We start from the raw sequence: 25887 nt of genomic DNA on the forward strand, positions 1-25887 counted from the left end.
GGACGGATTCGATGCAACGGGGTTCCTGAATAAGGCGATCGAAACTCGAATCCGTCCGTTAGTTTGTGCCATCCTGCGGTAAGCCATTGGTAGCCAAGCACGATTCTTATTACGGTTATGATGGCAGCGGCCCATTTGTTTTCTCTCCAAAAGTTCATCATCATGATAGAACACTCCTGTCTTTGTATTTAATAGGGTTATCGAACGAATAATTGTGATGCGGATGCTCTGGAGTACTTCGTTTCCATCGCTCTCACCTTCTTCTGTGATTTAATAGTTCAAGCATAAACCGTTTTGAATGGGATGTATGTGATCTATTTCACAATCTCATTTTTTTATCTAGCAGAAGAGCGACAATTGGTTTTTTGATCGAAGTGCGGACCTTAAAGACCTTAATTCAGGTTTTCCCCTCCGATTCCCGCCTTATCGGACTCAGCGGACTCTAACAGAGACAATCAGCACGAGTTTGTTGGGCAAAGGAGCCCTTTAAAGTCACCTCGGTCCGCAACCACGCAATAGGATTGAAATTTGGCTTAATAGTGTCGCTTGAGTCCATAACGGATGAAGGCTGATATGGCATCAGCCTATCGTGCTTGACTGAAGCGCTATATCTAAAGTAAATTGAACAAAATCGATATGAAATCAGAGCGGAGAATGATGATGAGCAATTATATAATTGGCATTGACCTTGGCGGAACGAATATCAAGTCTGCGATTTTCGACTCGGTGTTTCAGACGTTGCATGAAAGAAGCGACCCTACGGAAGCGGCCGAAGGACCTGACCACGTGTTGAACAGAATGAAAGATATCATTCAACAGATGCTCACGGACGAAGGAATCGATCATGCATCCATAAAGTGCATGGGTATGGGGATTCCCGGTTTACTAAACCCAGATGAGGGTCTCTCTATATTTTCGCCTAACTTTCCGGGGTGGGAAAATATTCATGTCGTTGATTTTATGAAACGTTATTTTGATTTCCCTGTATTCATCGACAATGATGTGCGGGTTAATCTATATGGCGAGTGGCTGTTTGGCGCGGGTATCGGTTACAGGAACGCAGTGTTGATCACATTAGGCACCGGGTTAGGATCGGGTATTATCAACGATGGTAAGGTGGTCTATGGCACAACGTCCAGCGCGGGCGAAATCGGGCATATGAATATGTACCGGGAAGGACGTCCTTGCCGCTGCGGAAGCTCAGGCTGCCTGGGCAGATACGTGTCCGCGATCGGGATGGTTCGAACGTTAACGGAGAAGCTTGAGGAAGGAAGAACGAGTATCTTAACGGAATGGACGAAAAATGATCCTTCGGCTATTACGGCTCGCATGATTTCCGACGCTTATGATCAAGGTGATTCGCTAGCGATTGAGGTCATGCATGAAACGGGGGAAATTCTCGGGTTTGGTCTTGGAAATGTGATCAACCTGTTGAATCCCGAAATTATTATTGTTGGCGGCGGGATGTCGGCTGCCGGCGATCGCTTGCTCTCTCCGGTACGTGAGACCGTTGCGAAACATGCTTTGAAGTTGTCTTCCAGCGAATGCAAGATCGAACAAGCGAAGCTGGGCGGACAAGCCGGCGTGRTCGGTGCGGCTGCGTACGCGAACAGCAAGCTGTCATAACGTGCAACGCTCCATATCCTTTAGTCGAGCTTCGTGACCGGCTCCGACACTTCTCTGCGCAGCAGCGCAATCTCATGCTTGTACGGGGCGTCTTTATATTTGATCTTGCCAATCGAAGGCGTCTCAAGAAGCTTCGGCAAGTGCTTCATCTGCGGATGATGCACAATATAGTCCAAAGCTTTAAGGCCAATGTGGCCGTGACCGATATTTTCATGGCGGTCTTTGCCTGAGCCCCGCTCGTTCTTGGAGTCATTGACATGAATCACTTTGAGCTTATCGAGCCCTATGATTCGGTCGAATTCATTCAGAACGCCGTCGAAGTCGTGAACGATATCGTAGCCGGCATCATGGATATGGCATGTATCGAGACAGACGGACAGCCGCTCATTGTGGCGGACGCCTTCAATAATCATCGCAAGCTCTTCGAAAGTCCGGCCGATCTCAGAGCCTTTGCCTGCCATCGTTTCCAGCGATACTTGTACATGCCGATGACGTTCCTCCGATAATACTTCGTTTAACCCCTCAATAATTCGTTTGATGCCTGCTTCTGGACCTGCACCGATATGCGCGCCCGGATGAAGCACGAGCTGCTCCGAACCTAGCGCCGCCGTGCGCTCTATTTCATCCCTAAGAAATGAAATACTATGATTGAATACTTGATCTTTACGCGTATTCGCCAGATTAATGAGGAAGGGAGCATGCACGACAATGTTCGAGATTCCATGCTCTTTCATATGGGCGTGGCCAGCCTCAATGTTGTAGGCCTCGATTGCTTTGCGCCGCGTATTCTGCGGAGCGCCTGTATAGATTAGGAAGGTTGAAGCGCCGTATGAGGCTGCTTCCTCGCTCGCTTGGAGAAGCATCCCCTTCCCGCCCATGGAAACATGGGAACCGATTAATAACATCAGACCTTCACCTCCCATCGATCAATAGAATCTATTGTTGCACGGCTGAAGCCGATTATTCAAAGGTAAATTCWATTGATACAAAAATAATATTTTAATTCAACATTATTGATATAAATGACGTTATCATATAAAATAATTGTAATTAATCATAAATAAGGAGGTGTCAAACTATAATGCTGGAGTTAAGCTTTCAAGATCCAGATAAGCTTGTCCAAGTTTCGCATGCGTTATCTACCCGGGCTCGCGTCGATATGCTTCGGCTTCTCAGTACAAGGAATATGAATGTGGTTGAAATTGCAGAGACGCTTAAGCTGCCGGTATCTACCGTCGCCAATAACGTTAAAGTGCTGGAGGCAGCCAAGCTGATCAATACCGAGCTGCTGCCGGCATCGCGCGGAGCCATGAAGGTGTGCAGCCGCAATTATGACGACATTCACATCGCCTTCAACGTGGAGAAGACCATTCCAAGAGGGGCGCTTCTCATCTACGAGATGGAAATGCCAATCGGCCACTACAGCGACTGCGAGGTTCATCCAACCTGCGGCATGGCTAACGTCGACGGGATGATCGTTCGGGAGGACGAGCCGGCAAGCTTCTATCACCCGAAGCATATCGGAGCGCAGATCATTTGGCTTCGCAAAGGGTATTTGGAATATTTGATGCCGATGGAAGTTCCACCGGAAGCGCGGATTGACGCTTTGGAACTATCGATGGAACTATGCTCGGAAGCGCCTAACTACGATAATAACTGGCCTTCGGATATTACGTTATGGATCAATGGCGTTGAGATCGGTACCTGGACGAGTCCAGGCGACTTCGGTGATCGACGCGGCAAGATGACGCCTTCTTGGTGGCCCGACTGGTGCACGCAATACGGATTGCTCAAAAATTGGCGAATCGACAGGAATGGCGCATCACTGGATATGCAAAAAATTTCCGACATCACGATCAGCGACTTAAAGCTGATGCAGCGTCCTAATATTAGGCTTCGGCTCGGTGTGAAGTCTGATGCCGTTCACCAAGGCGGCATGAACTTATTCGGCAAACAATTTGGTGATTACGAGCAGGATATTGTCGTTAAAGTGTATTATGCGGCAGATCAAGACGAAACGAAAGACCTTTAATTACAGATTCCTTGTAATTGAAGGTCTTTTTTCTTTTATTTAATTACATAAATTTGGTTTGAAACCGTTGACAAAATAGTTAATGGGGGATAATATGGGTTTATGGTACAAAATTATTGTAATAAAGTGAGGAAAAAGTTTTGTGCCTGAAAAATGATTTTAAATCATAGGGGAGGCTAAACATGAAAAAGGGTTATGTTTTGACTTTGGCCACGCTGCTGACAGCTTCGCTGGTGCTTAGTGCGTGCGGGAGCAACAACGGCGGCAACAACGGTGGAAATAACGGGGGCAATGCTTCGGAGAACAATGGAAGCGCTTCAACAGGGGATTCCAGCGGAAGCAAGGTGACGTTGTCCTTCTGGACATTGTTCAGCGGCGGCGACGGCGACAACATGCAGAAACTAATCGATGATTTCAACAAAAGCCATCCCGACATTCAAGTGAAAAACACCAAGCTTGAGTGGGGCGAATACTACACGAAGCTAATTACGGCTGTYGGCAACGGCAACGGTCCGGATGTCGGCATCTCTCATACATCACGCCTGCCTGACCTGATTAATCAAGGGGTTGTTTCCGAGCTGGATGAAGTGGCGGAAACCGCTAGCGTTGATTGGGGCACATACAACCAGAATTTGCTTAATGCAGCAGTAGTAGACGGCAAGCATTACGCAGTGCCGATCGATACGCATCCATTCATTATGTACTATAACAAGAAGCTGTTGAAGGATGCCGGTCTGCTCGGCGATGACGGCAAGCCTGTGTTGGAGCAATCCGCTGACGGCTTCGTCTCGTTCCTCGATACGCTGAAGCAGAAGCTTCYGGCTAACGTTACGCCGTTCGCGTTGTCGAACAGCAACGACGACCCGTTCCGTCTATGGTGGGCGCTGTATCACCAATTGGGCGGCAATGACGTCGTATCCGACGATCTTGCAACAGCTGCGCTTGACACGGAGAAAGGCGCGAAAGCTGCCGAGTATCTCCAGAACATCTATACCAAAGGTTATATCAAGAAAAACGATCCGGACTTCTACAAAAACTTCCAAAGCGGCACGGCTGCCATTATGATGACAGGCGTATGGGCAACCGGAACTTGGGAATCGACTGAAGGCCTTGATTTCGGCGCTATGCCGATTCCGAAGATTTTCGACCAAGAGGCGACTTGGGGCGATTCGCACACGATTATTCTTCCGGTTACGAAGAAGGAAGATCCGGAGAAACGCAAAGCGGCTATCATCTTCGCGGACTGGGTTGCCGAGAACGGCCAAGTATGGGCGAAAGCGGGACATATTCCTTCGAAGCCTTCCGTATTCGAGAAGCAAGAGTTCAAAGATCTGCCAAACCGCGCCGATTACGCGTCCGTTGCCGACACAGTTAAGTTCAGCAAGCCGTCGACGAAAAACTGGACGATTCGCGACAACGCTTTGTTCAAATTCCTCAACGAGGTATGGGCTAGCAAAATGACGCCGGCTGACGCAATGACTAAGATGCAGGACGCCATTCAGAAAGTGCTCAGCGAATAGGTTCATAATGCAAGGGCATTGGCAGGCTTTCGGCTATGAGCCGGAAGCTTGCCGATCCATTCTTGATGAGGTGAGGCGCATATATGAGAATAAGCAAGCTTAGAGCGGATATGCTCGCATTATTGTTTTTGCTCCCCTTCTTGATCGTCTATGTGCTTTACACCATTTGGCCGATGATTAAGGGCGTCGAGATGACGTTCTATAAATGGACGCTTATTAAGAAGATGTCGTATATCGGATTGGACAATTACAAGAAGCTGCTTCAAGACCATGAGGTCTGGGCTGCCATTGGGCATTCTTTCACATTTGTCATTATTACGACGCCGACGATGCTGGTGCTGGCGATAGTGCTGGCATTGATCGCTAACCGCAGATCGAGGCTTCAGAAGCTTTATCGAAGCGTGTTTTTTATTCCGAGCGTGCTTTCGGTTGCCGTAGCTTCCTTCCTGGGGCTATTTATTTTTCAGCCGTATATGGGATTTATTAATACTTTTCTTCACTTGTTTGGTCTGCTTCCGCAGGGCACCGAAATATTTTGGTTATCGGAAAAATGGTTATCCTGGATTGCGGTCGCCGTTATTACGCTTTGGTGGACGGTTGGCTTTAACTTCATTCTTTATTTGTCGGCCATGCAGGAAATTCCCGATGAGCTATATGAGGCAGCCCGCCTCGACGGCGCGAATGATTGGCAAGTGTTCTGGCGCATTACGCTGCCGCATTTGAGCCCGATTACAAAGACGATAACGATGCTGCAAATTATAAGCTCCTTCAAGGTTTTCCTCCAAATTTACATTATTACCGGAGGCGGGCCGCTCGATCAGACAAGGCCGATCATTCAGCTCATCTATCAGACGGGCTTCCGTAAAAACGATCTCGGCTACGCCGCGACGATGTCGTACGTCGTGTTCATCATCCTGCTTGTTCTATCTGCCATTCAATACTGGATTAACAATCGGAAAGGAGAGCAAGCGTAATGAAATGGATCTATCGCTTATTATCGCTTGTCGTCGCTTTCTTCTTCCTTGCGCCGATTGTCTGGATGATGGTGGTGTCCGTGAAGAAAGAGGGAATGAAAATTGTATCGTTGATCGACTGGTTCACGCCTCCGTATTCGTTCGCCGTATACGATGAGATATTGTCGACGACGAAGCTGACGAACTGGACGCTTAACAGCTTCATGATCGCCGTCTGCGTGACGATTCTGACGGTGGCGTTTGCGGCATTGGCCGGCTTTGCCTTATCGAAGCTTCCCTTCCGCTATCGTTCGTTTATCTTCTTCTTCATACTTGCGGGCTTGCTCGTTCCAGGGGAGGCTACCATTATCCCCCTTTATCAAGTAGCGAAGGACATGGGCATTCTCAACAGCTATCAAGGCTTAATCCTGCCGATGCTTGCATCGCCCGTGGCGGTTATCGTGCTGAAGAGCTTCTTTGACGGCATTCCGAAGGATCTGCTGGAAAGCGTGCAGATCGATGGCGGCGGGGTATGGCGCATATTCTGGTCTATTGTCCTTCCGCTTACACGGCCGGCTCTCGCCTMGATGCTCATCTTGACGTTCATCGGTTCGTGGAACAACTTCTTGTGGCCGTTCCTATCCGTAACCGACGACAACCTGTTCACGCTGCCGATGGGTATTCCAACGCTGATGAACCAATATTCGGAGGATTATGTGAAGCCGATGGTCATCAATACGGTTGCTTCGCTTCCGATCCTGCTGCTGTTCGTCATTTTCGAACGACAAATCGTGAAGGGCGTCAGCCTGTCGGGGATTAAAGGATGAGTGCAATCGGTTCGGCGGTCAAAAAACGCGAGCGGGCCATCGATATGTTCAAGGGTCTGCTCGTGCTGGGGATGGTTTATTGCCATACGCTGCAGTTTTTTAGCGATGGAGAGTTGTACCCGAACGGCCGACCTTTCATTGAAGTCATTAATTTAATAACGTTCTCGGGGTTCGTCTTCAGCTTCGGTTACGTATCGCAGCTTGCTTATTATTCGAAGCCTTTCCGCCAAGCGGCGCCTCGCATGCTGGTGGCAGCGGTCAAGACGCTTGCGGCGTTCTACGTATCGGGCATGGCGTTCCGTGTGTTTATCGACGGCAGGGAGGCTGGTTGGTCGACCTTAAAGCCGATTCTATTGATCCGAGACATGCCGGGCTGGTCTGAATTTCTTATATCTTTCACGTATCTCATGATTATTGGACTGGCGTTGTTCGTGCCGCTTCGCTGGTTGGCGTCACGAAAGGCAATCGGCTTCGGAATTAGCGGCCTGATGCTTGTATTCACGTTCATCCCGTATGGCTCGATTCATGTGATGCAGCTTGGGCCGCTAATCGGGACGCGTGATTTCGCTTCGTTTCCGGTGCTTCAATATTTGTCTTATTACATCATAGGCATCTTGTTTGCCAAACATCGCATAACGTGGGACTGGCGGGTATTCGTTGCAGCGCTGATCGCGACGGGAGGTTTCGTGTGGCGCTGGCTGTCGGTAGACGGGCAGCCGCTGCCGGAACGGTTTCCGCCCTCCGTATGGTGGATTGCCGGCCCTGCACTGCTAATGTACGGCTATTATGGATTGGCTCGTCTGATGGAGCGATATCCATTCCCCTTCACCCTGTTTGAAGCGATGGGGCGCAATGTCCTTTCGTACTTGGTGATGAGCAACGTGCTTATCTTCGCGCTTAAGAGCAGCCAGCAGCAGAAATTGCTGGTGGGCGCTGGGGAAGGTTTTTGGCTGGCCTGCGTAATCGTTGCGATCGTAACGTTCTGCGTGTGGATTATTACGAAGCCTCCGCAATCCAAGCGATCTCAGCCGTCATCTACAACTACAACAACTTAGACTGTAATCGAAAAAGGAGCAGGAGACAGAGATGAACCAACAACCACAACAGCCAAGAAACGAGTATCCGCGTCCGCAGTTCGTCCGCGAGCAATGGATGTCTTTGAATGGAACATGGGATTTCGATTTTGACGACGAGAATGCAGGAGAACGCCAAAGATGGCAGGAGGGCGGCTGCCGCTTCTCCAAGAGGATAGAGGTTCCGTTCTGTCATCAAAGCGAATTAAGCGGCTTAGCCGATACTTCGTTCCACGATATCGTGTGGTACAGCCGTACCTTTGCCGTTCCCGAAGCGTATGCAGGGCAGCGCTTGCTGCTTCACTTCGGTGCGGTCGATTATGAAGCCAGCATTTGGGTAAACGGGAAGCTCGTGGTGAAGCATGAGGGCGGACATACACCTTTTCATGCCGACATCACAGACGCCTTGATCGACGGAGAAAATACCCTTGTCGTCAAAGCGGTGGATTTCAGCAAGGATGTAACCTTGCCGAGAGGCAAGCAGTTCTGGGAGGAGAAGTCAGCTGGCATCTTCTATACACGGACGACGGGCATTTGGCAGAGCGTCTGGCTGGAGCCCGTGTCGGCGCAGCATATTAGCCGCATCCGTCTAACGCCGAACATTGATCGCAATGAGCTAAGTGTGCAAGCGTTCATCGGCGGATTCAAGGAAGGGGCGAACGTATCACTAAGAGCTACCATTACATTCGAAGGTCAGCCGATCGCACAGGACGAATTCACCGTAACGCGAGCGTCCGAATCGCGTACGTTAGCCCTCCACGACTTCAACGATCATGGACTCGGACGGTGGTGGACGCCGGATCGACCGAATCTGTACGACTTGACGCTCACGCTTGTTGTCGACGGCAAGGAGGCCGACCGGATAGCGTCGTATTTCGGCATGCGCAAAATATCAATCGAAGACGGCGTCGTGCTGCTGAACAACCGTCCTTACACGATGAAGCTGGTGCTCGATCAAGGCTATTTCCCGACAGGATTGCTTACTGCTCCAAGTGATGAGGACCTGCGCCGCGATGTTGAGCTTACGAAGGCTATGGGCTTCAACGGCGCTCGCAAGCATCAGAAGATTGAGGACCCGCGGTACCTCTATTGGGCGGACCGGCTTGGTCTACTCGTGTGGGGCGAGATGGCTAATGCCTATCATTTCTCGGAAGATTACGTCGGACGCGTTACGAGAGAGTGGCTGCAAGCCGTGGAGCGGGACTATAACCATCCGTGTATCGTGACTTGGGTGCCAATCAACGAAAGCTGGGGCGTAACGAATATATTGATCGACAACCAGCAGCAGCAGCACGCGCTCGCGATGTACCATATGACGAAGTCGCTGGATCCGACGCGGCCGGTCATATCCAATGACGGCTGGGAGCTTGTGAAGACAGATCTCGTTACCATTCATGACTATGAATGGCGCAAAGAAGTGTTGGCGGATCGTTATTCGGATACTGGCAAAGCGTTGAAGGCTCGTCCCGGCAATCGCTGGATACTTGTGCCTGGCTATGAGTATGAGGGACAGCCGCTGCTATTGACCGAGTTCGGCGGCATTTCCTTTAAGAAAAGCGGCTGGGACGGTTGGGGCTATTCCGGCGCCCAGGATGAAGATGATTTTGCCAAGCGGCTGCAGGATGTTGTTGAGGCTGCGCACCAGTCTCCTATCCTCCAAGGCTTCTGCTATACCCAGCTGACCGATGTCGAGCAGGAGATCAATGGTCTCTTGACGTATGATCGGCAGCCCAAACTACCTCTTGAGACCATCCGAAAAATCATTCAAGGGTAGGATCTCTGAGACGCTGGAAAAAGTAGAACACAAATTCGATGAATTAGTCAGCAAAGGATAGGTGGAGACAGATGAGCTTGAAGCATTATAGAAAAGAGTATCCGAGACCGCAATTCGTGCGGGAGGATTGGGACAACTTGAACGGGGAATGGGATTTCCGTTTCGATGACAACAATGTCGGCGAGCAGGAGCAATGGTTCAAGCCAGGCGATTTTGGCGGCAATATGAAAATTCAAGTTCCGTTCGTGTACGAGACGAAAGCAAGCGGTATCGAAGAGGCAGCGTTCCATCCGTATGTATGGTATCAGCGCCAGTTCAACGTTCCGACTGAGCAAAGGCAGAAGCGAGTTATGCTTCATTTCCAAGCAGTCGATTATGTGGCGAAAGTATGGGTCAACGGTCAATTTGTCGGACGGCATGAGGGCGGTTATACGGCATTTTCATTCGATATTACGCCTTACTTGCTAATAGATGCAGGAGCGAATAACCAAATCGTCGTCAAGGCGGAAGACAGCAACGATTGCACGCAGCCGAGAGGCAAGCAGCGCTGGCGGGATGAGAACTTTGGCTGCTGGTATGTGCAGACGACGGGCATCTGGCAGACTGTATGGGTAGAGTACGTGGCCGAGCAGCATTTGGAATCGGTCAAAATCACCCCAGATCTCGATACGAATTCCGTTCGGTTCGATTATCGGCTTCGTGAAGGTATTGCATCGGCCGATCTCCGGTTGACGACGACGATTAGGATGGACGGCCGACTCGTGAAGGAAACAAGCGTGACGGTGGACCGCTCGCAGTTGACGGCAAGCGTGGAATTGATCAGCGAAACGCGGGAGTGGAAGGTAGATTCATGGCGTCCGGAGCATCCGAAGCTCTATGAGGTAGAATTCATGTTGACTCAGTCGGATTCTATTGTCGACCAGGTGCATTCGTACTTCGGTCTTCGTAAAGTGTCTATCCAGAAGGGCAAAGTGCTGCTGAACAACACGCCGATCTACCAGCGGTTGATCTTGGACCAAGGTTATTGGACGGACAGCCATCTGACGCCGCCTTCCGAAGAAGCAATCATCGAKGATATCGACAAAATATTGGCGATGGGCTACAACGGCGTACGCAAACATCAGAAGATCGAAGATCCGCGTTTCCTATACTGGTGCGACGTGAAAGGTTTATTAGTATGGTCGGAGATGGCTGCCACTTATGAATTCAATGATCTGGCAGTAGATCGGTTCACCAAAGAATGGCTGGAGATTGTGCAACAGCAATATAACCATCCTTGCATCATTACATGGGTCCCTTTCAATGAGTCATGGGGGATCGGCAACGTGTTCGTCGACCGCAAGCAGCAGCAGTTCACGGAAGCGATCTATTATTTGACCAAATCAATCGATCCTTATCGGCCAGTTGTATGCAATGACGGATGGGAGCATACGATTTCCGATATTATCACCTTGCATGATTATGAGGAATCGGGCGCCAAGTTCAGCAAGCGTTACGCTGACAAGGATGCAATAACGAGCAACGAAATCTCGCATATGAATTGGAGGTATGCGATGGCGCAAGGCTACGAATATCGCGGACAACCGATTATCGTAAGCGAGTTCGGCGGCATTGCCTTTAAGACGGAAGCGGGCTGGGGCTACGGCAATCAAGTCGAAGGCGAGGAAGCTTTCTTCGAACGGTTCCAAAGCATTACGCAAGCGATCAAGGATATCGATTATATTTGCGGCTATTGTTATACGCAGGTCACCGACGTGCAGCAAGAGGTGAACGGTCTGTTGACTGAGGATCGGCAGCCTAAGGTACCGATCGATCGGATTAAAGCGATTAACTTGGCATGATAAAAGGCCTTCGTCCTATATTCCATGGGACGAAGGCCTTTTCGCGTCTACTGATATTATGTTTGCCTGTATTTCATACAGCCTAATTAGCCGCTTTCGCTGGGAAGGGGAAGTTTGAGTGGAATACATACAGTCAAAGCTTACGATTTTAGCCTCCGGTTGCCTAAAGTGCTCATTTGACTGCACAAAATCCAATCAAACTTGGATAACGTCTCGTAACCAGCGTTTTGATTGTATGAAATCCAATCAAAACACTGATTATTAAAATTCATAAGGATGAGGAGGGATAGGGGGATTGTTTTTATTTTTGATTGAAGCAGCGGTAATCATCAAAAATACAGCGCTTAAAATGTGCAGCGTCAACCCTACGAATGGTATCCATCCAATAACGGATGCTACAATTCCTAATATTGATCCGTGATAGGGTTCATTATTTTTTATGGATATAGCCAAAGTGATTATATGTAGAATTAGCATTATTACAAGTGGGATCCACATAAAACTTATGATTATAACTGCTCCAAGTATCGGAATGCCAAGAATGGCCTCTAACGATCCGGTAATCCATTTTAAAATCCTGGATGTACTCAACCTCAATCCCTCCTACTAATATTTTCCTTATCAGTTTACTATATACTTCGGTTCTCTCCTAGTAGTTTCATCAAATATGACATAAATCAACAAATTGCTATCGTCCTTACCGCACATACTCAATAAACTTGCGAGAGCTGCTGGACAGCGGCATGTTGCGGATCGTCAAGAGACCGACATGGGCAGGCGGGAGTTCTACATCCAGCTGGATCTCGAAGAGCGATCCTTCCTCCAGCTCCTTCTTCACGAACTCCCTCGTCACGTAAGAGATGCCTAGTCCCCGCTTGGCGAACTCGATCAGCAAATCCACGCTTCCGACCTCTATCTCCGGCTTCAGATTGTAGCCGTAGTTTTGGAAAATCTCCGATATCGCCATCCGCGCCCGGCTGTTGCGCGAGAATAGAATAACCGGATATTGAAGCAGCAGATCCATCGTCATGACGACGCCCTTCAGCTCGGAATAGCGAGAACCCGCAACGAAACAATCCTGCAGTTGAATGCTCTCCCTCACTTCAAGCTGCGGATCGACGATCGGCATACGAACGACTCCAAGATCGATGCGCCCTTCCTTCAAGAACGTAATGACCTCCGGCGTCGTGCCGTGATTCAAATGAAGTCTGACGCTGGGATGCTTGAGATGGAATTCTTCCAGATAAGGCAGCAAATAATGCTTGAACAGCGAATCGCTGCCGCCGATGCGCAGCTCGCCGCTATCAAGGTTCTTAAGCGCGGCCATCTTCTCCTCGGCGAGCGAGATGAGCACTTGAGATTGCTCGATGTAGGAGTATAGGATTGTTCCTTCTTGTGTCAGCGCAACTCCCTTGGATGTGCGGTAGAACAGCGTGAGGCCAAAGCTTTCCTCCAGCTGCTTGATTGCATGACTGACGCTTGGCTGTGTCAAGTAGAGCGCTTTGGCGGCTTGCGTCAAGCTGCCCGTTTTGGCTGCCCAATAAAAAACTTTATACAATTCATAATTGTTGGTCATAGACACCATCTATAGCTCCTGTGAAATATATTAATTACTTGTATGGCTGTTAAACGTATTATAGTGGAATTACAGAAAAGAAACCAGTGCATGCGGATTAGCGATTACATAAGCCGCAATAGCACATTTGGAAGGAGAAAGGAACATGGAGCCAACTACATTCGTTCTATTCGGAGCKACAGGGGATTTAGCCAAAAGAAAAATATACCCTGCCTTATACAATTTGTTTATTGATAAGAAGCTGCCTCAATCCTTTTCAATATTCGGTCTTGGAAGAAGAGAATGGACCGATGCGACGTTCCGGTCGAACGTCGAGCAATCGATTCGCGACTTCTCCAGACGCAAAGACACTGACCCAGTACTACTGAACGAGTTCCTGCAAGCCTTCCGCTACAGCGTCCTCGATATAGATCGCAAGGAAGATTACCAGAAGCTGCTGCTGCTAATTGAGCAACGTGAGCAAGAGCTTCGCGCCACACCGAATCGTCTATTCTACCTCTCCGTAGGACCGGAATATTTCGAGAAAATAGCATCCCATATTCAAGGCAGCGGACTTGGTTCCGCTGAAGGCTGGAAACGTCTCGTTATCGAAAAGCCGTTCGGCCACGATCTTCAATCGGCGCGCGATCTCAACGAGAAGCTGAGCCATTCGTTCGCGGAAGAAGAGATTTACCGCATCGACCATTACCTCGGCAAGCCGATGGTACAGCGTCTTGAAGCGTTGCAGCAAACGAATCCGGTTATCCAGGCAATCTGGAACAATCGTTACATTGCGAACGTGCAGATTACGGCTAACGAAACAGTAGGCGTTGAAGAACGCGCTGGCTATTACGACCATGTCGGCGCCATTCGGGACATGTTCCAGAACCATATGCTGCAAATGCTTATGATGACGGCCATTCAAGTGCCAAGCAAAAGCGCGGCTGACCGCGTGCGGTTCAAGAAGAAGCAGGTGATGGAGGCGCTCGAGCCGGTACAAAAGCAAGACGTGAGCGCAAGCCTTATCCGCGGCCAGTACGCGGCGGGAACCATTAATGGCAAGGAGGTCGTCGATTATCGCTCCGAGCCCGGCATTGCGCCCGAATCGATGAACGATACGTTCATTGCCGCTAAGCTGCAGATCGATAACTCGTTCTGGCGCGGCGTTCCGTTCTATATCCGTACAGGCAAGCGAATGAAGGAGAAGTCGACGCGGATCGTCATCGAGTTCAGCGAGCCGCTGAAGCATTCTACATCTGCGAATGAGCAAGCAGCGCCTAATCTTCTCGTAATTGAGATGAGTCCTAATGAGAAGATTATGCTTCAAATAAATACGAAAGATACCGAGAACAAAGGGGAATTCAAGCCGATCCAGATCGACCTTAATCCAGGCGATCACGATTTCCCCGAAGCTTACGAAAGCTTGATTCAAGACGCCTTGCATGGCGACGCTACTTTCTTCGCGCATTGGGACGAAGTAGAGCTGTCATGGGCATGGGTTCAGCCGGTGCTGGAAGCGTTCGAGGAGAACCTCGTACCTCTTCATAAGTATGCATCGGGCACTTACGGACCAGCCGAGGCCAATGCGCTTCTTGCGCAGGATGGCTTCCACTGGTGGTTCGATTCCAAGCTGGAACAAAATAATGAAGCAGAGGAAGGAAAACAATATGCCTATCACACAAACCATTGAACAACTTTCGATCGATACGATCCGTACGCTTTCCATTGATGCAATCAATGCGGCGAACTCGGGTCACCCGGGATTGCCGATGGGAGCAGCGCCTATGGCGTACACGCTCTGGTCGCAGTTCCTTAACCATAATCCAGGCCATGCAAAATGGTTCAACCGCGATCGCTTCGTCCTCTCCGCAGGACACGGTTCGGCGCTTCTATACAGCCTGCTGCACTTGTCGGGTTACCAAGTATCGATTGACGATCTGAAGCAATTCCGCAAGCTGAACAGCAAGACGCCTGGTCATCCTGAATTCGGCCACACGGACGGCGTAGACGCAACAACCGGTCCGCTCGGCCAAGGCATCGCGAACGCAGTCGGCATGGCAATGGCTGAAGCTCATCTTGCAGCGAAGTTCAACCAAGACGGCTTCCCTGTTGTCGATCATTACACTTACGCATTAGTCGGAGACGGCTGCTTAATGGAAGGTATTTCTTACGAAGCGATGTCTATGGCTGGCCATATGAAGCTGGGCAAGCTCGTTGTATTGTACGATTCGAATGATATTTYGCTCGATGGCGAATTGAATCTGTCGTTCGGCGAAAATATCCAGAAGAGAGCGGAATCGGCGAACTGGCAGTACCTTCGCGTCGAGGACGGCAACGATATTGCGGCAATCGCAGCGGCGCTAGCAGCAGCGAAGGCGAACGAATCGCAGCCTACGCTTATCGAAGTTCGTACGATTATTGGATATGGCAGCAAAGCTGCGGGAACAAATAAAGTACATGGCAATCCGCTTGGCAAGGAAGAAGCGAAAGCAACGAAAGAAGTGTACGGCTGGAAATACGAAGAAGAGTTCACCGTTCCTGAAGAAGTAAAAGCTCATTATGCACAGCTCAAAGCAGGCGGCGAAGCGAAGGAAGCAGCTTGGAACAAGCTTCTTGTATCCTATTCGGCGCAATACCCTGAGCAAGGCAAGGAGCTAGCGGGAGTTATCGCGGGCACTGTAACGATCGACGCAGCTAACCTTCTTACTTTCGATTCTTCGAAATCGATCTCGACTCGCGTAGCAAGCGGCGAAGCGATCAATCATTATGTGAAGACTGTTCCTTCGATCTTCGGCGGCAGCGCCGATCTATCGCACTCCACGATGACCGATATGAAGGGCGAAGACATATTCGCAGTGAAATCGTATGCGGGACGCAATGTATACTTCGGCGTTCGTGAGCATGCGATGGGCGCAGCCGGCAACGGTATGGCGCTGCACGGCGGCGTGAAGCCTTTCGTCAGCACGTTCTTCGTATTCAGCGACTACCTGCGTCCGTCGATTCGTTTGGCTGCGCTGCAGAAGCTGCCTGTCATCTACGTGTTCACGCATGACTCCATCGCTGTCGGCGAAGACGGTCCTACGCATGAGCCTGTTGAGCACTTGGCTGCGCTTCGCACGATTCCGGGTCTTACGGTTATCCGTCCATCGGATGCGAATGAAACAGCAAACGCATGGGCATATGCTTTGCAACAAAACGATGGTCCTGTTGCCCTCGTACTGAGCAGACAGAACCTGCCGATCTTCGAGCAAACGAAAGGCAACGTGCAAGCCGTATCCCAAGGCGCTTACGTTCTAGAAGAAACGAATGCACAGCCGGATGTTATCTTGATCGCTACTGGTTCCGAGGTATCGCTGGCAGTTAGCGCGAAGGCTGAGCTGGAGAAAGACAATGTATCGGTTCGCGTTGTAGCTATGCCGAGCAGAGAGCTATTCGACCGCCAGTCGGAATCGTACAAGCAAAGCGTGCTTCCTGACTCGGTAACGAAACGTCTGACGCTTGAAGCGGGCATCTCCCTTGGCTGGGAGCGTTACGCGGGACATAGCGGCAAAGTGTTGTCGATCGACACGTTCGGCGCATCCGGCCCAGGGCCGCAAGTTATGGAATATTTCGGGTTCTCCACAGACAATGTGGTTCGCTTGGCGAAAGAATTGCTTAAGTAATACGAACTAATCCAACTATAATCGGAGGTCGTTACTATGAAATTTTTTATCGATACAGCTAACCTGACTGATATTAAGAAAGCATACAAGATCGGCGTTCTTTCCGGCGTTACGACTAACCCATCCCTCGTTGCGAAGGAAGGCGTGAAGTTCGAAGACCGCATCGAAGAGATCTTGAAGGAAGTACCTGAAGTAGAATCCGTATCCGCTGAAGTAACGCCTGATGCGATTACGGCTGAAGAAATGATTGCGCAAGCGAATGAGCTTATTAAAATCAATGACTATGACAAGAACATCACGATCAAGCTTCCAATGACGCTTGCAGGTCTTGAGGCTTGCCGTTACCTTACGAAAAAAGGCGTAAAAACAAACGTAACGCTTATTTTCACGGTGAACCAAGCGCTTCTGGCTGCTCGTGCAGGCGCTACTTACGTCTCGCCTTTCCTTGGCCGCTTGGATGATATCTCCGAAGACGGCGTGCTGCTTGTTGCGAAGATCGCCGAGCTGTTCCGCGTACACAACCTGGATGCTCAAATTATCGCAGCATCGGTTCGCCACCCTGACCATGTTACTCGCGTAGCCTTGGCAGGCGCGCACATTGCAACGATTCCGTTCAGCGTAATCGAGCAATTGACGAAGCACCCATTAACGGATCAAGGCCTTGAGAAATTCGCTGCCGACTGGAAAAAAGCGGTTCAATAATAGAAAAAGCATTTATTGAGATGCGGATAGGAGACGTTACAAATGACGATTTCATTCGATTATTCCAATGCATTATCTTTTATCGGGCAGCATGAGGTTGATTACTTCAGCGAGTTCGTCGGCACCGCCCACCGCATGCTTCACGAGAAGCAAGGCCCCGGTTCGGACTATGTAGGCTGGGTCGATCTTCCGCATCAATACGACAAAGAAGAGTTTGCTAGAATCAAGGAGGCTGCGAAGCGTATTCGCAGCAACTCCGAGGCGCTGGTCGTCATCGGTATCGGCGGCTCGTACTTAGGCGCAAGAGCGGCAATCGAGGCGTTATCCCATACGTTCCACAATCAGATGAGCGGGAATACGCAGGTGTATTTTGCCGGTCAAAATATTAGCTCGACGTATATTACGCATCTGCTCGAGCTGTTAGAGGGCAAAGATATTTCCTTGAACGTCATCTCCAAGTCAGGTACGACGACTGAGCCAGCCGTTGCTTTCCGTATTCTACGTGATTATATGGAGAAAAAATACGGCAAAGACGAAGCGCAAAAACGGATCTTCGCGACGACCGATGCATCGAAAGGCGCGCTTAAGACGCTGGCAGACGAAGAAGGCTACGAAACTTTCGTAATCCCTGACGATGTTGGCGGACGTTATTCCGTACTTACGGCTGTAGGCTTGCTGCCGATTGCGGTTGCTGGACTCGATATCGATCAGATGATGGCTGGAGCGGCTGCAGCTGCGAAGAAATACAGCAATCCGGACCTCGCTTCCAACGAGAGCTATCAATATGCGGCTGTTCGCAACTCGCTCTACCGCAAAGGTAAAACGATCGAGCTGCTGGCTAACTTCGAACCGTCCTTGCACTATGTTTCCGAATGGTGGAAGCAACTATCCGGCGAAAGCGAAGGCAAAGACCAGAAGGGGCTATATCCAGCCTCCGTTGACTTCTCGACGGATCTGCATTCGATGGGCCAGTACGTCCAAGAAGGCCGTCGCGATCTGATTGAGACGGTTCTGGCTGTCGCTAAGCCGCGCATTGAGCTGACGATCGAGGAAGATGCGGGCAACCTGGACGGGTTGAACTTCATCGCCGGCATGACGATGCATGAAGTGAATCAGAAAGCGGCTGAAGGAACACGCCTCGCTCATGTTGACGGCGGAGTGCCGAATCTGATCGTTGAACTAGATGAGCTTAATGAATATACGTTCGGCGAAATGGTTTACTTCTTCGAGAAAGCATGCGGCATCAGCGGCTTGCTGCTCGGCGTTAATCCATTCGACCAGCCGGGCGTAGAAGCGTACAAAGTAAATATGTTCGCTTTGCTGGGCAAGCCAGGCTTCGAAGCTCAGAAAGCCGAGCTGCTTAAGCGTTTGAACGCTAACGGATAATTATTTTAAAAGAAAGCCTCCGATGCCACTTTTTGTGGAGTCGGAGGCTTTTTCGCTTGCAGAATATACAACGGGGAACGAGCGACACGCATTGGCTCGTTATCTGTATAAACGTAACCTTTTATTGACACCTCGCTGAGAGCATTGATACAATTCTTTTAAAGTATATCGGATTAGTATGAATTAGCGGGTGGGAACGTGAAAAGGTTCAAGCTATGGCATAAATTGATTGCTTTCGTCATTATCGGGGCGGTCACGAGCAGCTTGCTCGGGCTGCTGTACGTCCAAAGAACGCAATCGCTCTATGAGCAGCTGGTCTACCAAGAGGCGAGCGACAAGCTTTATCTCTATTCGGAGCGCATTGAGGAGAAGCTGCGCGAGATCGATAAGCTGACGGTAACGATCGCGAGCGATCCCGACATACAGGAAGGCTTATTCCGATTGAAAAACGATACAGATTCAGGTACATACGATACTTTCCTTGCTGTTAGCCGGCTGAAGCAGAAATTGCTTTCMTATCCGTTCCATGAGTATTCCATATCATCGATTGCCATTGTGGACGCCAATGGGAATGAATACTTAGCAGGGTCGCTTGCAAATACGCCGGTGCCTGCCCATACGGATGAGATGATAAGCGTAGCCGCCGACAGAGCGGGAGCGAGCGTGTGGACCGGAGGCGGCGGAGAGCAAGCGAAGATACTGTCGCTGAGGCAGATTCGTGCGACGAAGCATATGGATCTGCAGCAGCTGGGCACGCTTGTGATTAGAGCGAATGCCGATGAAATCGTCAACCGCTCGGATCGGAAAAGCACAAGTTATGACACCTCGCTTATTATTCAGGACGGAGAGGAGCCGATATTTCCGGACGAGGAGCGCATCGCGGCCACCGGTTTGCCGAAGAGAGATTACGCAGAGGAAGGAATGGCGAATCGATACGGTAAGCTGCGTGCCGGAGATCGGAACTATTTGGCCGCTTATTTCACAATGAGCTATACAGGGTGGACGTTCATTCATTTGGTCCCTTACGAGTCGGTGTTCGCCCAAGCCGTATATATGAAAAAAATGCTGCTTATTCTATATGGCTGCATTTTGCTCGCATTAATCGTGTTCGGACTCTCGTTCTCACGCGGCATTACGCGTCCGCTAGAGGAATTAACGCGGAGAATGACGCAAGTCGAGAGAGGCGATTTCGCGACTAGACGCTCCGAGACGATGAAGAACGTGGACGAGATTGGGCTGCTCACGATTAATTTTGCTAAAATGACGGATCGTTTGGATCTGTTAATTAAAGAAAATTATATAAAGCAAATTCATTTGAAGGAATCGCAGTACGAGGCGTTGAAAGCTAAGCTTAATCCTCACTTTCTTTACAATACGCTTGATTCAATCAACTGGCTCGCGAGAAGGAAAGGCCAGCAGGACATTTCGCATATGGTCAAAGCGCTTGGAGATATGCTCCGCGGCACGATCGGCGGCGAAGAAATGGTGACGGTGAAGGATGAGATTACGCTGCTATACAACTATTTATCCATACAGCAATTTCGCTTTGAGGACAGATTGCGTTATCGGATCGATATTCCGCCCAAGTTGCAGGACCTTCGCCTGCCAAGCATGCTGCTTCAGCCGCTTGTCGAGAATGCCGTCAAATACGGCGTCGACGAAGAAACGGGAATATGCGACATATCCGTAAGCGGCGAGCAATTCGGAGATCGCCTGGACTTATGGATTGCCGATCATGGGCCGGGCATGAACCCCGATTACTTGGCAGATGCGGAATCGGAGCCCGGAAGCGCGCGCCCGCAAGGAAGCGGCATAGGGCTTCGCAGCGTCCATAATCGAATTCAGCTGTTATTCGGAGAGGAATACGGCATAAGTATACATAACGGGATCGATCAGGGGACGATTGTTCGCGTTTCGGTGCCGGTTAGGAATGAGCAGCAGACTATGAGGACGAATGCGAGGTGAAGGGAGCCATGAACGGTTATAAGGTGTACCTGGCCGACGACGAGAGGCATATTCGCGATGGAGTGGCGGATACGGTCGCATGGGAGGAGCTTGGTCTCACGCTCACAGGAACGGCTCCGGATGGCCTGCAGGCTTATGAAGAGATCAGAAGCCTGAAGCCGGACATCGTCATTACGGATATTCGAATGCCAAAGCTGAACGGCTTGGAATTAATAGAGCGGACGCAGACYGCGCTGCCGGATACGAAGTTCATCGTGCTCTCGGGATACGGCGAATTCGAGCTGGCTGCGCAAGCGATGAAATACGGCGTCAAGCACTATGTGCTTAAGCCAAGCAATGAACAGGAAATAATGGATGCGCTCCGGGAGGTTATTGCGGAGCTGCGCGTTTATCATGCGAGGGAGAAAGAGATCGAGGGCATGCTGCGCAAGCTGGAGCAATCCGGACAAGGAACGGATGACACACGGCAGCAAGAGACGCCTCCGGGCAAGCTTGACAAGAAGTCGAAGCTGATCGATCATATGAAGCGGCTGACAGCGGAGCATTTGCAAGATGGCAGGCTGTCGCTGCAATGGCTGGCCCAGCATTATCTCTTCATGAACTCCGAATATTTGGGCAAGCAGTTCAGGCTCGAGACGGGGGAGAAGTATACGCAATATTTGACGAACCTCAGAATCGACTTAGCCAAGCAACTGCTCAGGATGTCGACAGAACTGAAAATGTATGAAATTGCCGAACGCTGCGGCTTCGAGCAAGACCCGCAATATTTTGCCAACGTATTCAAGAAGACGACCGGTTATACCGCTGCGGAATACCGGAAGAAGTTCAGCATACAGATGAAATGAAATCGGTTTTTTACAATAAAGTGATCGGGTTTTTACCTATAACGAAGCTGGAAAAGTTACTATGATTAGCTTAACCCTAGTAAACACATCAGAAAAGAAAGAAAGGTGGTCAGTTCAATTATGACCCGACTAGATCGTCCAGATCCATTCCTACGCAACAAGCGCGAAGAAGATATAGCCTCAAGGGCAGACTGGCTTGCGGAGCGGTTCGCCCAGAGAGCTGCCAAACATGATCTGGAGGGATCTTTCCCGTTCGAGAACTTCGAGGACCTGAAGCAATCCGGGTACCTGAAGCTGACAGTCCCGAATGCATTCGGCGGTGAAGAAGGGTCGGCATACGAAATGGTGTTGTCTCAGGAACGTCTGGCAAGAGGAGACGGCTCGACGGCGCTCGCCGTTGGCTGGCATATCGGTCTGCTTCTTCAACTGCGCCTATCCAGGGCTTGGCCAGAGAAGCTGTTCGCAGAATTATGCCGGGAGACTGTGGCTAGCGGTGCTGTAATTAACGAACTTATAAGCGAGATTGCGACAGGAAGCCCGAGCCGCGGAGGCAGGCCGGAAACGACTGCAACCCGTGTTGCCGGAGGCTGGCGGATTAACGGGAGAAAGACATATAGCACGCTGAGCCCGGTACTTACATTTTTCACGGTATCGGCAGCTATCGAGGACAGCGATAAGGTAGGTTTCTTCTTCGTTCGCCAAGGTGCCGGCATTGTCATTGAGGAGACGTGGAACACGCTTGGAATGCGTGCTACCGGAAGTCATGACGTCGTGCTGAAGGATGTATTCGTACCGGACGAGGACACGATAAGAGGGCTTGATCCGGTCACGGCCGCACCTGTTCCGACAGAAGCGACGCTGCTGCACATTCCGGCTTGTTACCTCGGAATTGCCCACGCTGCGCGTGACTTCGCGCTCGAATTCGCTCGCAAGCACAAGCCGAATTCGTTGACGGTGCCGATCGCCGAGCTCCCGCATATTAAGCGGCAGATCGGGCAGATCGAAGCTGATCTGTTAACCGCTAGAAGCTATTTGTTCCATACGGCGGACCGCTGGGACAAGGAGCCTGACAATCGCGTGCATATGAAGCATGAGCTTGGTCTTGCGAAGTATACGGCGACGAACGCGGCTATTCGAATCGTCGATCAGGCGATGAGAATCGTCGGCGCGCTGAGCTTGTCGCGCAGCTTGCCGCTGGAGCGGATGTATCGCGACGTTAGGGCAGGGTTGCATAATCCGCCGATGGATGATGCCGTACTAACGAATTTAGCTAATAACGCAATCGGGGAACTGCCGCAGACTCCGCCTTCGAACAGCTAGAAGCAAGCCCAGGCGAGAGTCCAAACGCAAAGCGCAAAGGAACTTAATCTTATGGTCGTGATAAAGAGAGCTGTAGGTATCTTCATCTTGCTAATACTGGCTGCGGCTCTCGCCGCATGCACGGGCTATCGGGACACGGAAGCGGGCACCGGCCTTAGCCGCATGTCTTCTATCGAGACGTCCAAGGAGAGCGAGCCAATCACTCTGCGCATGACTTATTGGGCGAGTTCCCAGCTTACCGTGGACAAAAACGACGCCGTCATACGGCTGTTCGAGGAGACTTATCCGAATATCCGCATCAAAGCGGAGTACTTCTGGGGCGACGCTTACTCGGGAAGCCTTGCCGTCATGGCAGCTTCAAACAGCTTGCCGGACGTGATCCGTATTGATTATTCGAATATTTCCAGGTATATCGACAAAGGACTCCTGCTTCCGCTGAATGAGTATATCGATTCGGGAGCGATCGATCTGGAAGGCGTAAGCCCGATGCATAATGCCGGAGCAACGAAAAGGGGCAAGACGTATGCTCTCAATATAGGGAATAACGCGCTTGTCATGTTCTATAACCCGGCGCTGCTCGCGAAGGCGGGAGTGGCTGCACCGGGACCGGATTATACATGGGAGCAATACGAGGAAGACTTGCGAGCTTTGAAGCAAGTCGGAGGCGTGTATGGAGATACCCACTTAACTTTCAACCATTTTCAAATATGGCTTAGGCAGCACGGATTGACCTTATACAACGAGAAGCAGGACGGTCTTGGCTACGACGATGACGGCTTGTTTACGACCTTTTTCCAAAGGCAGCTGCGGCTGCAGCAGGAAGAGCTGACGACGCCAACGGCGTTGGAGCAAAACGTGCGGGGATTGGATGACGGACCGTTCCCGAGAGGGTTAAGCGCGTTCGGAGGTTTGTCTTACTGGAGCAATCATATCGATATTATGGAGAAACAGCTAGGCTTCCCGGTTGGACTTGCGATGTATCCAGGCTCGGGCGAGGGAGGCATGTACATCAAACCTTCCTTCTACCACGGCATCGCGAGCACATCGAAGCATCCCGACGAAGCTGCGCTGTTCATTAACTTCTATACGAATAACATGGAAGCTGCCAAGTCATTGAACGGCTATTTCGGGCTGCCCTATCACCCTCGTGTCATTGAGGGCATCAAGGATTCGCTCTCCGAGACGCAGCGCAATGTGCTTGCATACTTAACTTTGGTGGAACGCAAAGGAAATCCAATCGACCCGCCGCAGCCATCGGTCGGGGGCGAGGTGAGCAGCTTGTACAGCTCGCTCCATAACGAAATATTGTTTGGACGAATTACGCCCGAAGAGGGCGCGACGCGATTCAGAAACGAAGCTGCCGCAATATTGAAGCGGGGCGCGGTTGAATCGTATAGCAACTAAACCATATCGCTAGACTAAGAGGAGTGTTGGTATTATGAAGCGAGCATCCAAATTCATATCCATTGCCTTATCGGCATTTATAGCTTTATCTCTTACCGCTTGCGGTCAAAATAACGGAGGCAACGCCAATAGCGCATCCTCGCCGAAGCCTTCCGATCCTGCTGCAAGCAACGCCGCAGCCGAGACGGAGAAGCCCCATGAGGACGTCACCATCCGCGTAAGTTATTGGGCAGGCACCCAGCTAACGATCGACGCACATAACAAAGTGGTCGAGCTGTTCGAGAAAGCATACCCGCATATTAACGTCGAATCCGAATATGCGCCGGGCGGCGAGTATAACGACAAGATTCTCGTGCAAGCGGCATCGGATACGCTGCCAGACGTCATTCGGACCGACTATTCCCAAATCAACAACTATGTGAGCAAAGGATTGCTCGCGCCGCTGGACGATTTCGTGGCGAATAAGACAATCGATCTTGAAGGCGTTAATCCGATGCATATCGACGTTGGCCGGGTTGACGGGAAGCTGTACGGCATTAACATCGGCAACAACGCTCTCGTGCTCTATTACGATCCCGATAAGTTGAAGGAAGCCGGAGTGACACTGCCGGAAAGCGAGTATACATGGGAGCAATACGAGAAAGACTTGCTGACGGTCAAGGACAAGCTGGACATTGCGGGCGATTCCCATTATGGCCAATCCCAATTCGAAATTTGGCTGCGTCAAAATGACGCCAAGCTGTATGCCGCTGACGGCAAAAGCTTAGGCTACGAGGATGACGGCTTGTTCACAACCTTCTTCGATACGCAGCTTCGCCTGCAGAAGAAGGGGCTTCTATCCAGCATTGCGGTTGAATCGGAAATCAAGGCGCTCGAGGACGGACCGTTCCCGAAAGGCCAAGCGGCATTCGGCGGCTACGGCTACTGGAGCAACAGCCATAGCGATGTATTCGTGAAGCAGCTCGGCAAGCAAGTCGGCTTCTCGTTCTTCCCGGGTCCGACGAAGGGCGCTTACATTAAACCAAGCTTCTTCCACGGGGTATGGTCGAAGTCGAAGCATCCTGTCGAGGCAGCGACGTTCATCGAGTTCTATACGAATAATATCGAAGCGGCCAAGTCGCTTAACGGCTACTTCGGCTTCGCTTATAATCCGAAGGTGCTCGCGGGACTGGAAGGTACGTTCAGCGAAAATCAAAAACATATCGTCGACTTCTTGGCGAAAGTGGAGAAGCAAGGCTCCCCGATCGACCCACCGGCTCCGGCAGCGGGAAGCGAGGTAGGCGCGGCATTCAAGAACATCGCCTCGGAAATCTTTTACGAGAAGCTGTCACCGGCTGACGGGGCAACGCGATTCCGTGAGGAAGCGAGCAAAATATTAAGCAAGTAGCCAGCTGGCAATAGC

Annotated in this window: 20 protein-coding genes; 17 read left to right on the forward strand and 3 right to left on the reverse strand. The window is 50.6% G+C overall.

What is annotated here, in order from left to right:
• The first annotated feature begins 660 nt into the window (after window positions 1-660).
• Complete coding sequence (locus AB4Z33_RS16255; protein WP_442050899.1) at window positions 661-1626, forward strand: ROK family protein; 966 nt, start codon at window positions 661-663, stop codon at window positions 1624-1626.
• Window positions 1627-1646: 20 nt separating this feature from the next.
• Here the strand turns inward: AB4Z33_RS16255 and AB4Z33_RS16260 are convergent, their stop codons facing one another.
• The gene (locus AB4Z33_RS16260; RefSeq protein WP_442050900.1) at window positions 1647-2531 is read right to left on the reverse strand and encodes a deoxyribonuclease IV; all 885 of its coding nucleotides are present in this window, start codon (window positions 2529-2531) and stop codon (window positions 1647-1649) included.
• A gap of 176 nt (window positions 2532-2707) precedes the next feature.
• On the opposite strand from AB4Z33_RS16260, the gene AB4Z33_RS16265 reads away from it, so the two are divergent.
• The 7 genes from AB4Z33_RS16265 to AB4Z33_RS16295 all read left to right on the forward strand — a co-directional run bounded on the left by AB4Z33_RS16265 (window position 2708) and on the right by AB4Z33_RS16295 (window position 11646).
• Window positions 2708-3658 carry an ArsR/SmtB family transcription factor gene (locus tag AB4Z33_RS16265; protein WP_442050901.1) on the forward strand — a complete coding sequence of 317 codons (951 nt, stop codon included), beginning with the start codon at window positions 2708-2710 and terminating at the stop codon, window positions 3656-3658.
• 182 nt (window positions 3659-3840) lie between these two features.
• Window positions 3841-5178 (forward strand): ABC transporter substrate-binding protein, encoded by a 1338-nt coding sequence (locus AB4Z33_RS16270; RefSeq protein ID WP_442050902.1) that lies wholly within the window; start codon window positions 3841-3843, stop codon window positions 5176-5178.
• Between the two features lie 83 nt (window positions 5179-5261).
• Window positions 5262-6152, forward strand: coding sequence for a carbohydrate ABC transporter permease (locus AB4Z33_RS16275; protein ID WP_442050903.1), 891 nt, complete (start codon window positions 5262-5264; stop codon window positions 6150-6152).
• Window positions 6152-6958 carry a carbohydrate ABC transporter permease gene (locus tag AB4Z33_RS16280; protein ID WP_442050904.1) on the forward strand — a complete coding sequence of 269 codons (807 nt, stop codon included), beginning with the start codon at window positions 6152-6154 and terminating at the stop codon, window positions 6956-6958. Before AB4Z33_RS16275 ends, AB4Z33_RS16280 begins: the two co-directional genes overlap by 1 nt.
• Window positions 6955-8013: an acyltransferase family protein gene (locus AB4Z33_RS16285; protein ID WP_442050905.1), complete on the forward strand. Its 1059-nt coding sequence runs from the start codon at window positions 6955-6957 to the stop codon at window positions 8011-8013. Before AB4Z33_RS16280 ends, AB4Z33_RS16285 begins: the two co-directional genes overlap by 4 nt.
• A 31-nt stretch (window positions 8014-8044) precedes the next feature.
• Window positions 8045-9805 (forward strand): glycoside hydrolase family 2 protein, encoded by a 1761-nt coding sequence (locus AB4Z33_RS16290; RefSeq protein ID WP_442050906.1) that lies wholly within the window; start codon window positions 8045-8047, stop codon window positions 9803-9805.
• 71 nt (window positions 9806-9876) lie between these two features.
• Window positions 9877-11646, forward strand: coding sequence for a glycoside hydrolase family 2 protein (locus tag AB4Z33_RS16295; RefSeq protein ID WP_442050907.1), 1770 nt, complete (start codon window positions 9877-9879; stop codon window positions 11644-11646).
• A gap of 261 nt (window positions 11647-11907) precedes the next feature.
• Here AB4Z33_RS16295 and AB4Z33_RS16300 read toward each other — a convergent pair whose 3' ends face one another.
• A complete protein-coding gene (locus AB4Z33_RS16300) occupies window positions 11908-12237 on the reverse strand; it encodes a hypothetical protein (RefSeq protein WP_442050908.1) in 330 nt (109 codons plus the stop codon).
• Between the two features lie 106 nt (window positions 12238-12343).
• Window positions 12344-13222: a LysR family transcriptional regulator gene (locus AB4Z33_RS16305; protein ID WP_442050909.1), complete on the reverse strand. Its 879-nt coding sequence runs from the start codon at window positions 13220-13222 to the stop codon at window positions 12344-12346.
• A 145-nt stretch (window positions 13223-13367) separates the two neighbouring features.
• On the opposite strand from AB4Z33_RS16305, the gene zwf reads away from it, so the two are divergent.
• The 9 genes from zwf to AB4Z33_RS16350 all read left to right on the forward strand — a co-directional run bounded on the left by zwf (window position 13368) and on the right by AB4Z33_RS16350 (window position 25872).
• Window positions 13368-14891 (forward strand): glucose-6-phosphate dehydrogenase, encoded by a 1524-nt coding sequence (zwf, locus tag AB4Z33_RS16310; RefSeq protein ID WP_442050910.1) that lies wholly within the window; start codon window positions 13368-13370, stop codon window positions 14889-14891.
• On the forward strand, window positions 14869-16863 hold the full coding sequence (tkt, locus tag AB4Z33_RS16315) for a transketolase (protein WP_442050911.1): 1995 nt from the start codon (window positions 14869-14871) through the stop codon (window positions 16861-16863). The genes zwf and tkt overlap by 23 nt, the downstream gene beginning before the upstream one ends.
• A 36-nt stretch (window positions 16864-16899) precedes the next feature.
• Entirely contained in the window at window positions 16900-17565 is a 666-nt protein-coding gene (fsa, locus tag AB4Z33_RS16320; protein WP_442050912.1) for a fructose-6-phosphate aldolase, read from the forward strand.
• Window positions 17566-17607: 42 nt separating this feature from the next.
• Window positions 17608-18951: a glucose-6-phosphate isomerase gene (locus AB4Z33_RS16325; RefSeq protein ID WP_442050913.1), complete on the forward strand. Its 1344-nt coding sequence runs from the start codon at window positions 17608-17610 to the stop codon at window positions 18949-18951.
• Between the two features lie 198 nt (window positions 18952-19149).
• Complete coding sequence (locus AB4Z33_RS16330; RefSeq protein WP_442050914.1) at window positions 19150-20916, forward strand: cache domain-containing sensor histidine kinase; 1767 nt, start codon at window positions 19150-19152, stop codon at window positions 20914-20916.
• A gap of 8 nt (window positions 20917-20924) precedes the next feature.
• Entirely contained in the window at window positions 20925-21761 is an 837-nt protein-coding gene (locus tag AB4Z33_RS16335) for a response regulator transcription factor (RefSeq protein ID WP_442050915.1), read from the forward strand.
• A 120-nt stretch (window positions 21762-21881) separates the two neighbouring features.
• Entirely contained in the window at window positions 21882-23081 is a 1200-nt protein-coding gene (locus AB4Z33_RS16340; RefSeq protein WP_442050916.1) for an acyl-CoA dehydrogenase family protein, read from the forward strand.
• A 57-nt stretch (window positions 23082-23138) separates the two neighbouring features.
• Window positions 23139-24485 carry an ABC transporter substrate-binding protein gene (locus AB4Z33_RS16345; protein WP_442050917.1) on the forward strand — a complete coding sequence of 449 codons (1347 nt, stop codon included), beginning with the start codon at window positions 23139-23141 and terminating at the stop codon, window positions 24483-24485.
• A gap of 34 nt (window positions 24486-24519) precedes the next feature.
• Window positions 24520-25872, forward strand: coding sequence for an ABC transporter substrate-binding protein (locus AB4Z33_RS16350; protein WP_442050918.1), 1353 nt, complete (start codon window positions 24520-24522; stop codon window positions 25870-25872).
• The last annotated feature ends 15 nt before the right edge of the window (window positions 25873-25887 follow it).

Source organism: Paenibacillus sp. 2TAB19 (assembly GCF_052115185.1).
GTDB lineage: Bacteria > Bacillota > Bacilli > Paenibacillales > Paenibacillaceae > Pristimantibacillus.

Bases quoted from the DNA above. Each gene is read 5' to 3' on its own strand.
- AB4Z33_RS16260 (WP_442050900.1), bottom strand. From the start codon at position 2,531: ATGTTATTAATCGGTTCCCATGTTTCCATGGGCGGGAAGGGGATGCTT.
- AB4Z33_RS16265 (WP_442050901.1), top strand. From the start codon at position 2,708: ATGCTGGAGTTAAGCTTTCAAGATCCAGATAAGCTTGTCCAAGTTTCG.
- AB4Z33_RS16275 (WP_442050903.1), top strand. From the start codon at position 5,262: ATGAGAATAAGCAAGCTTAGAGCGGATATGCTCGCATTATTGTTTTTG.
- AB4Z33_RS16285 (WP_442050905.1), top strand. From the start codon at position 6,955: ATGAGTGCAATCGGTTCGGCGGTCAAAAAACGCGAGCGGGCCATCGAT.
- AB4Z33_RS16290 (WP_442050906.1), top strand. From the start codon at position 8,045: ATGAACCAACAACCACAACAGCCAAGAAACGAGTATCCGCGTCCGCAG.
- AB4Z33_RS16305 (WP_442050909.1), bottom strand. From the start codon at position 13,222: ATGACCAACAATTATGAATTGTATAAAGTTTTTTATTGGGCAGCCAAA.
- fsa (WP_442050912.1), top strand. From the start codon at position 16,900: ATGAAATTTTTTATCGATACAGCTAACCTGACTGATATTAAGAAAGCA.
- AB4Z33_RS16325 (WP_442050913.1), top strand. From the start codon at position 17,608: ATGACGATTTCATTCGATTATTCCAATGCATTATCTTTTATCGGGCAG.
- AB4Z33_RS16340 (WP_442050916.1), top strand. From the start codon at position 21,882: ATGACCCGACTAGATCGTCCAGATCCATTCCTACGCAACAAGCGCGAA.
- AB4Z33_RS16350 (WP_442050918.1), top strand. From the start codon at position 24,520: ATGAAGCGAGCATCCAAATTCATATCCATTGCCTTATCGGCATTTATA.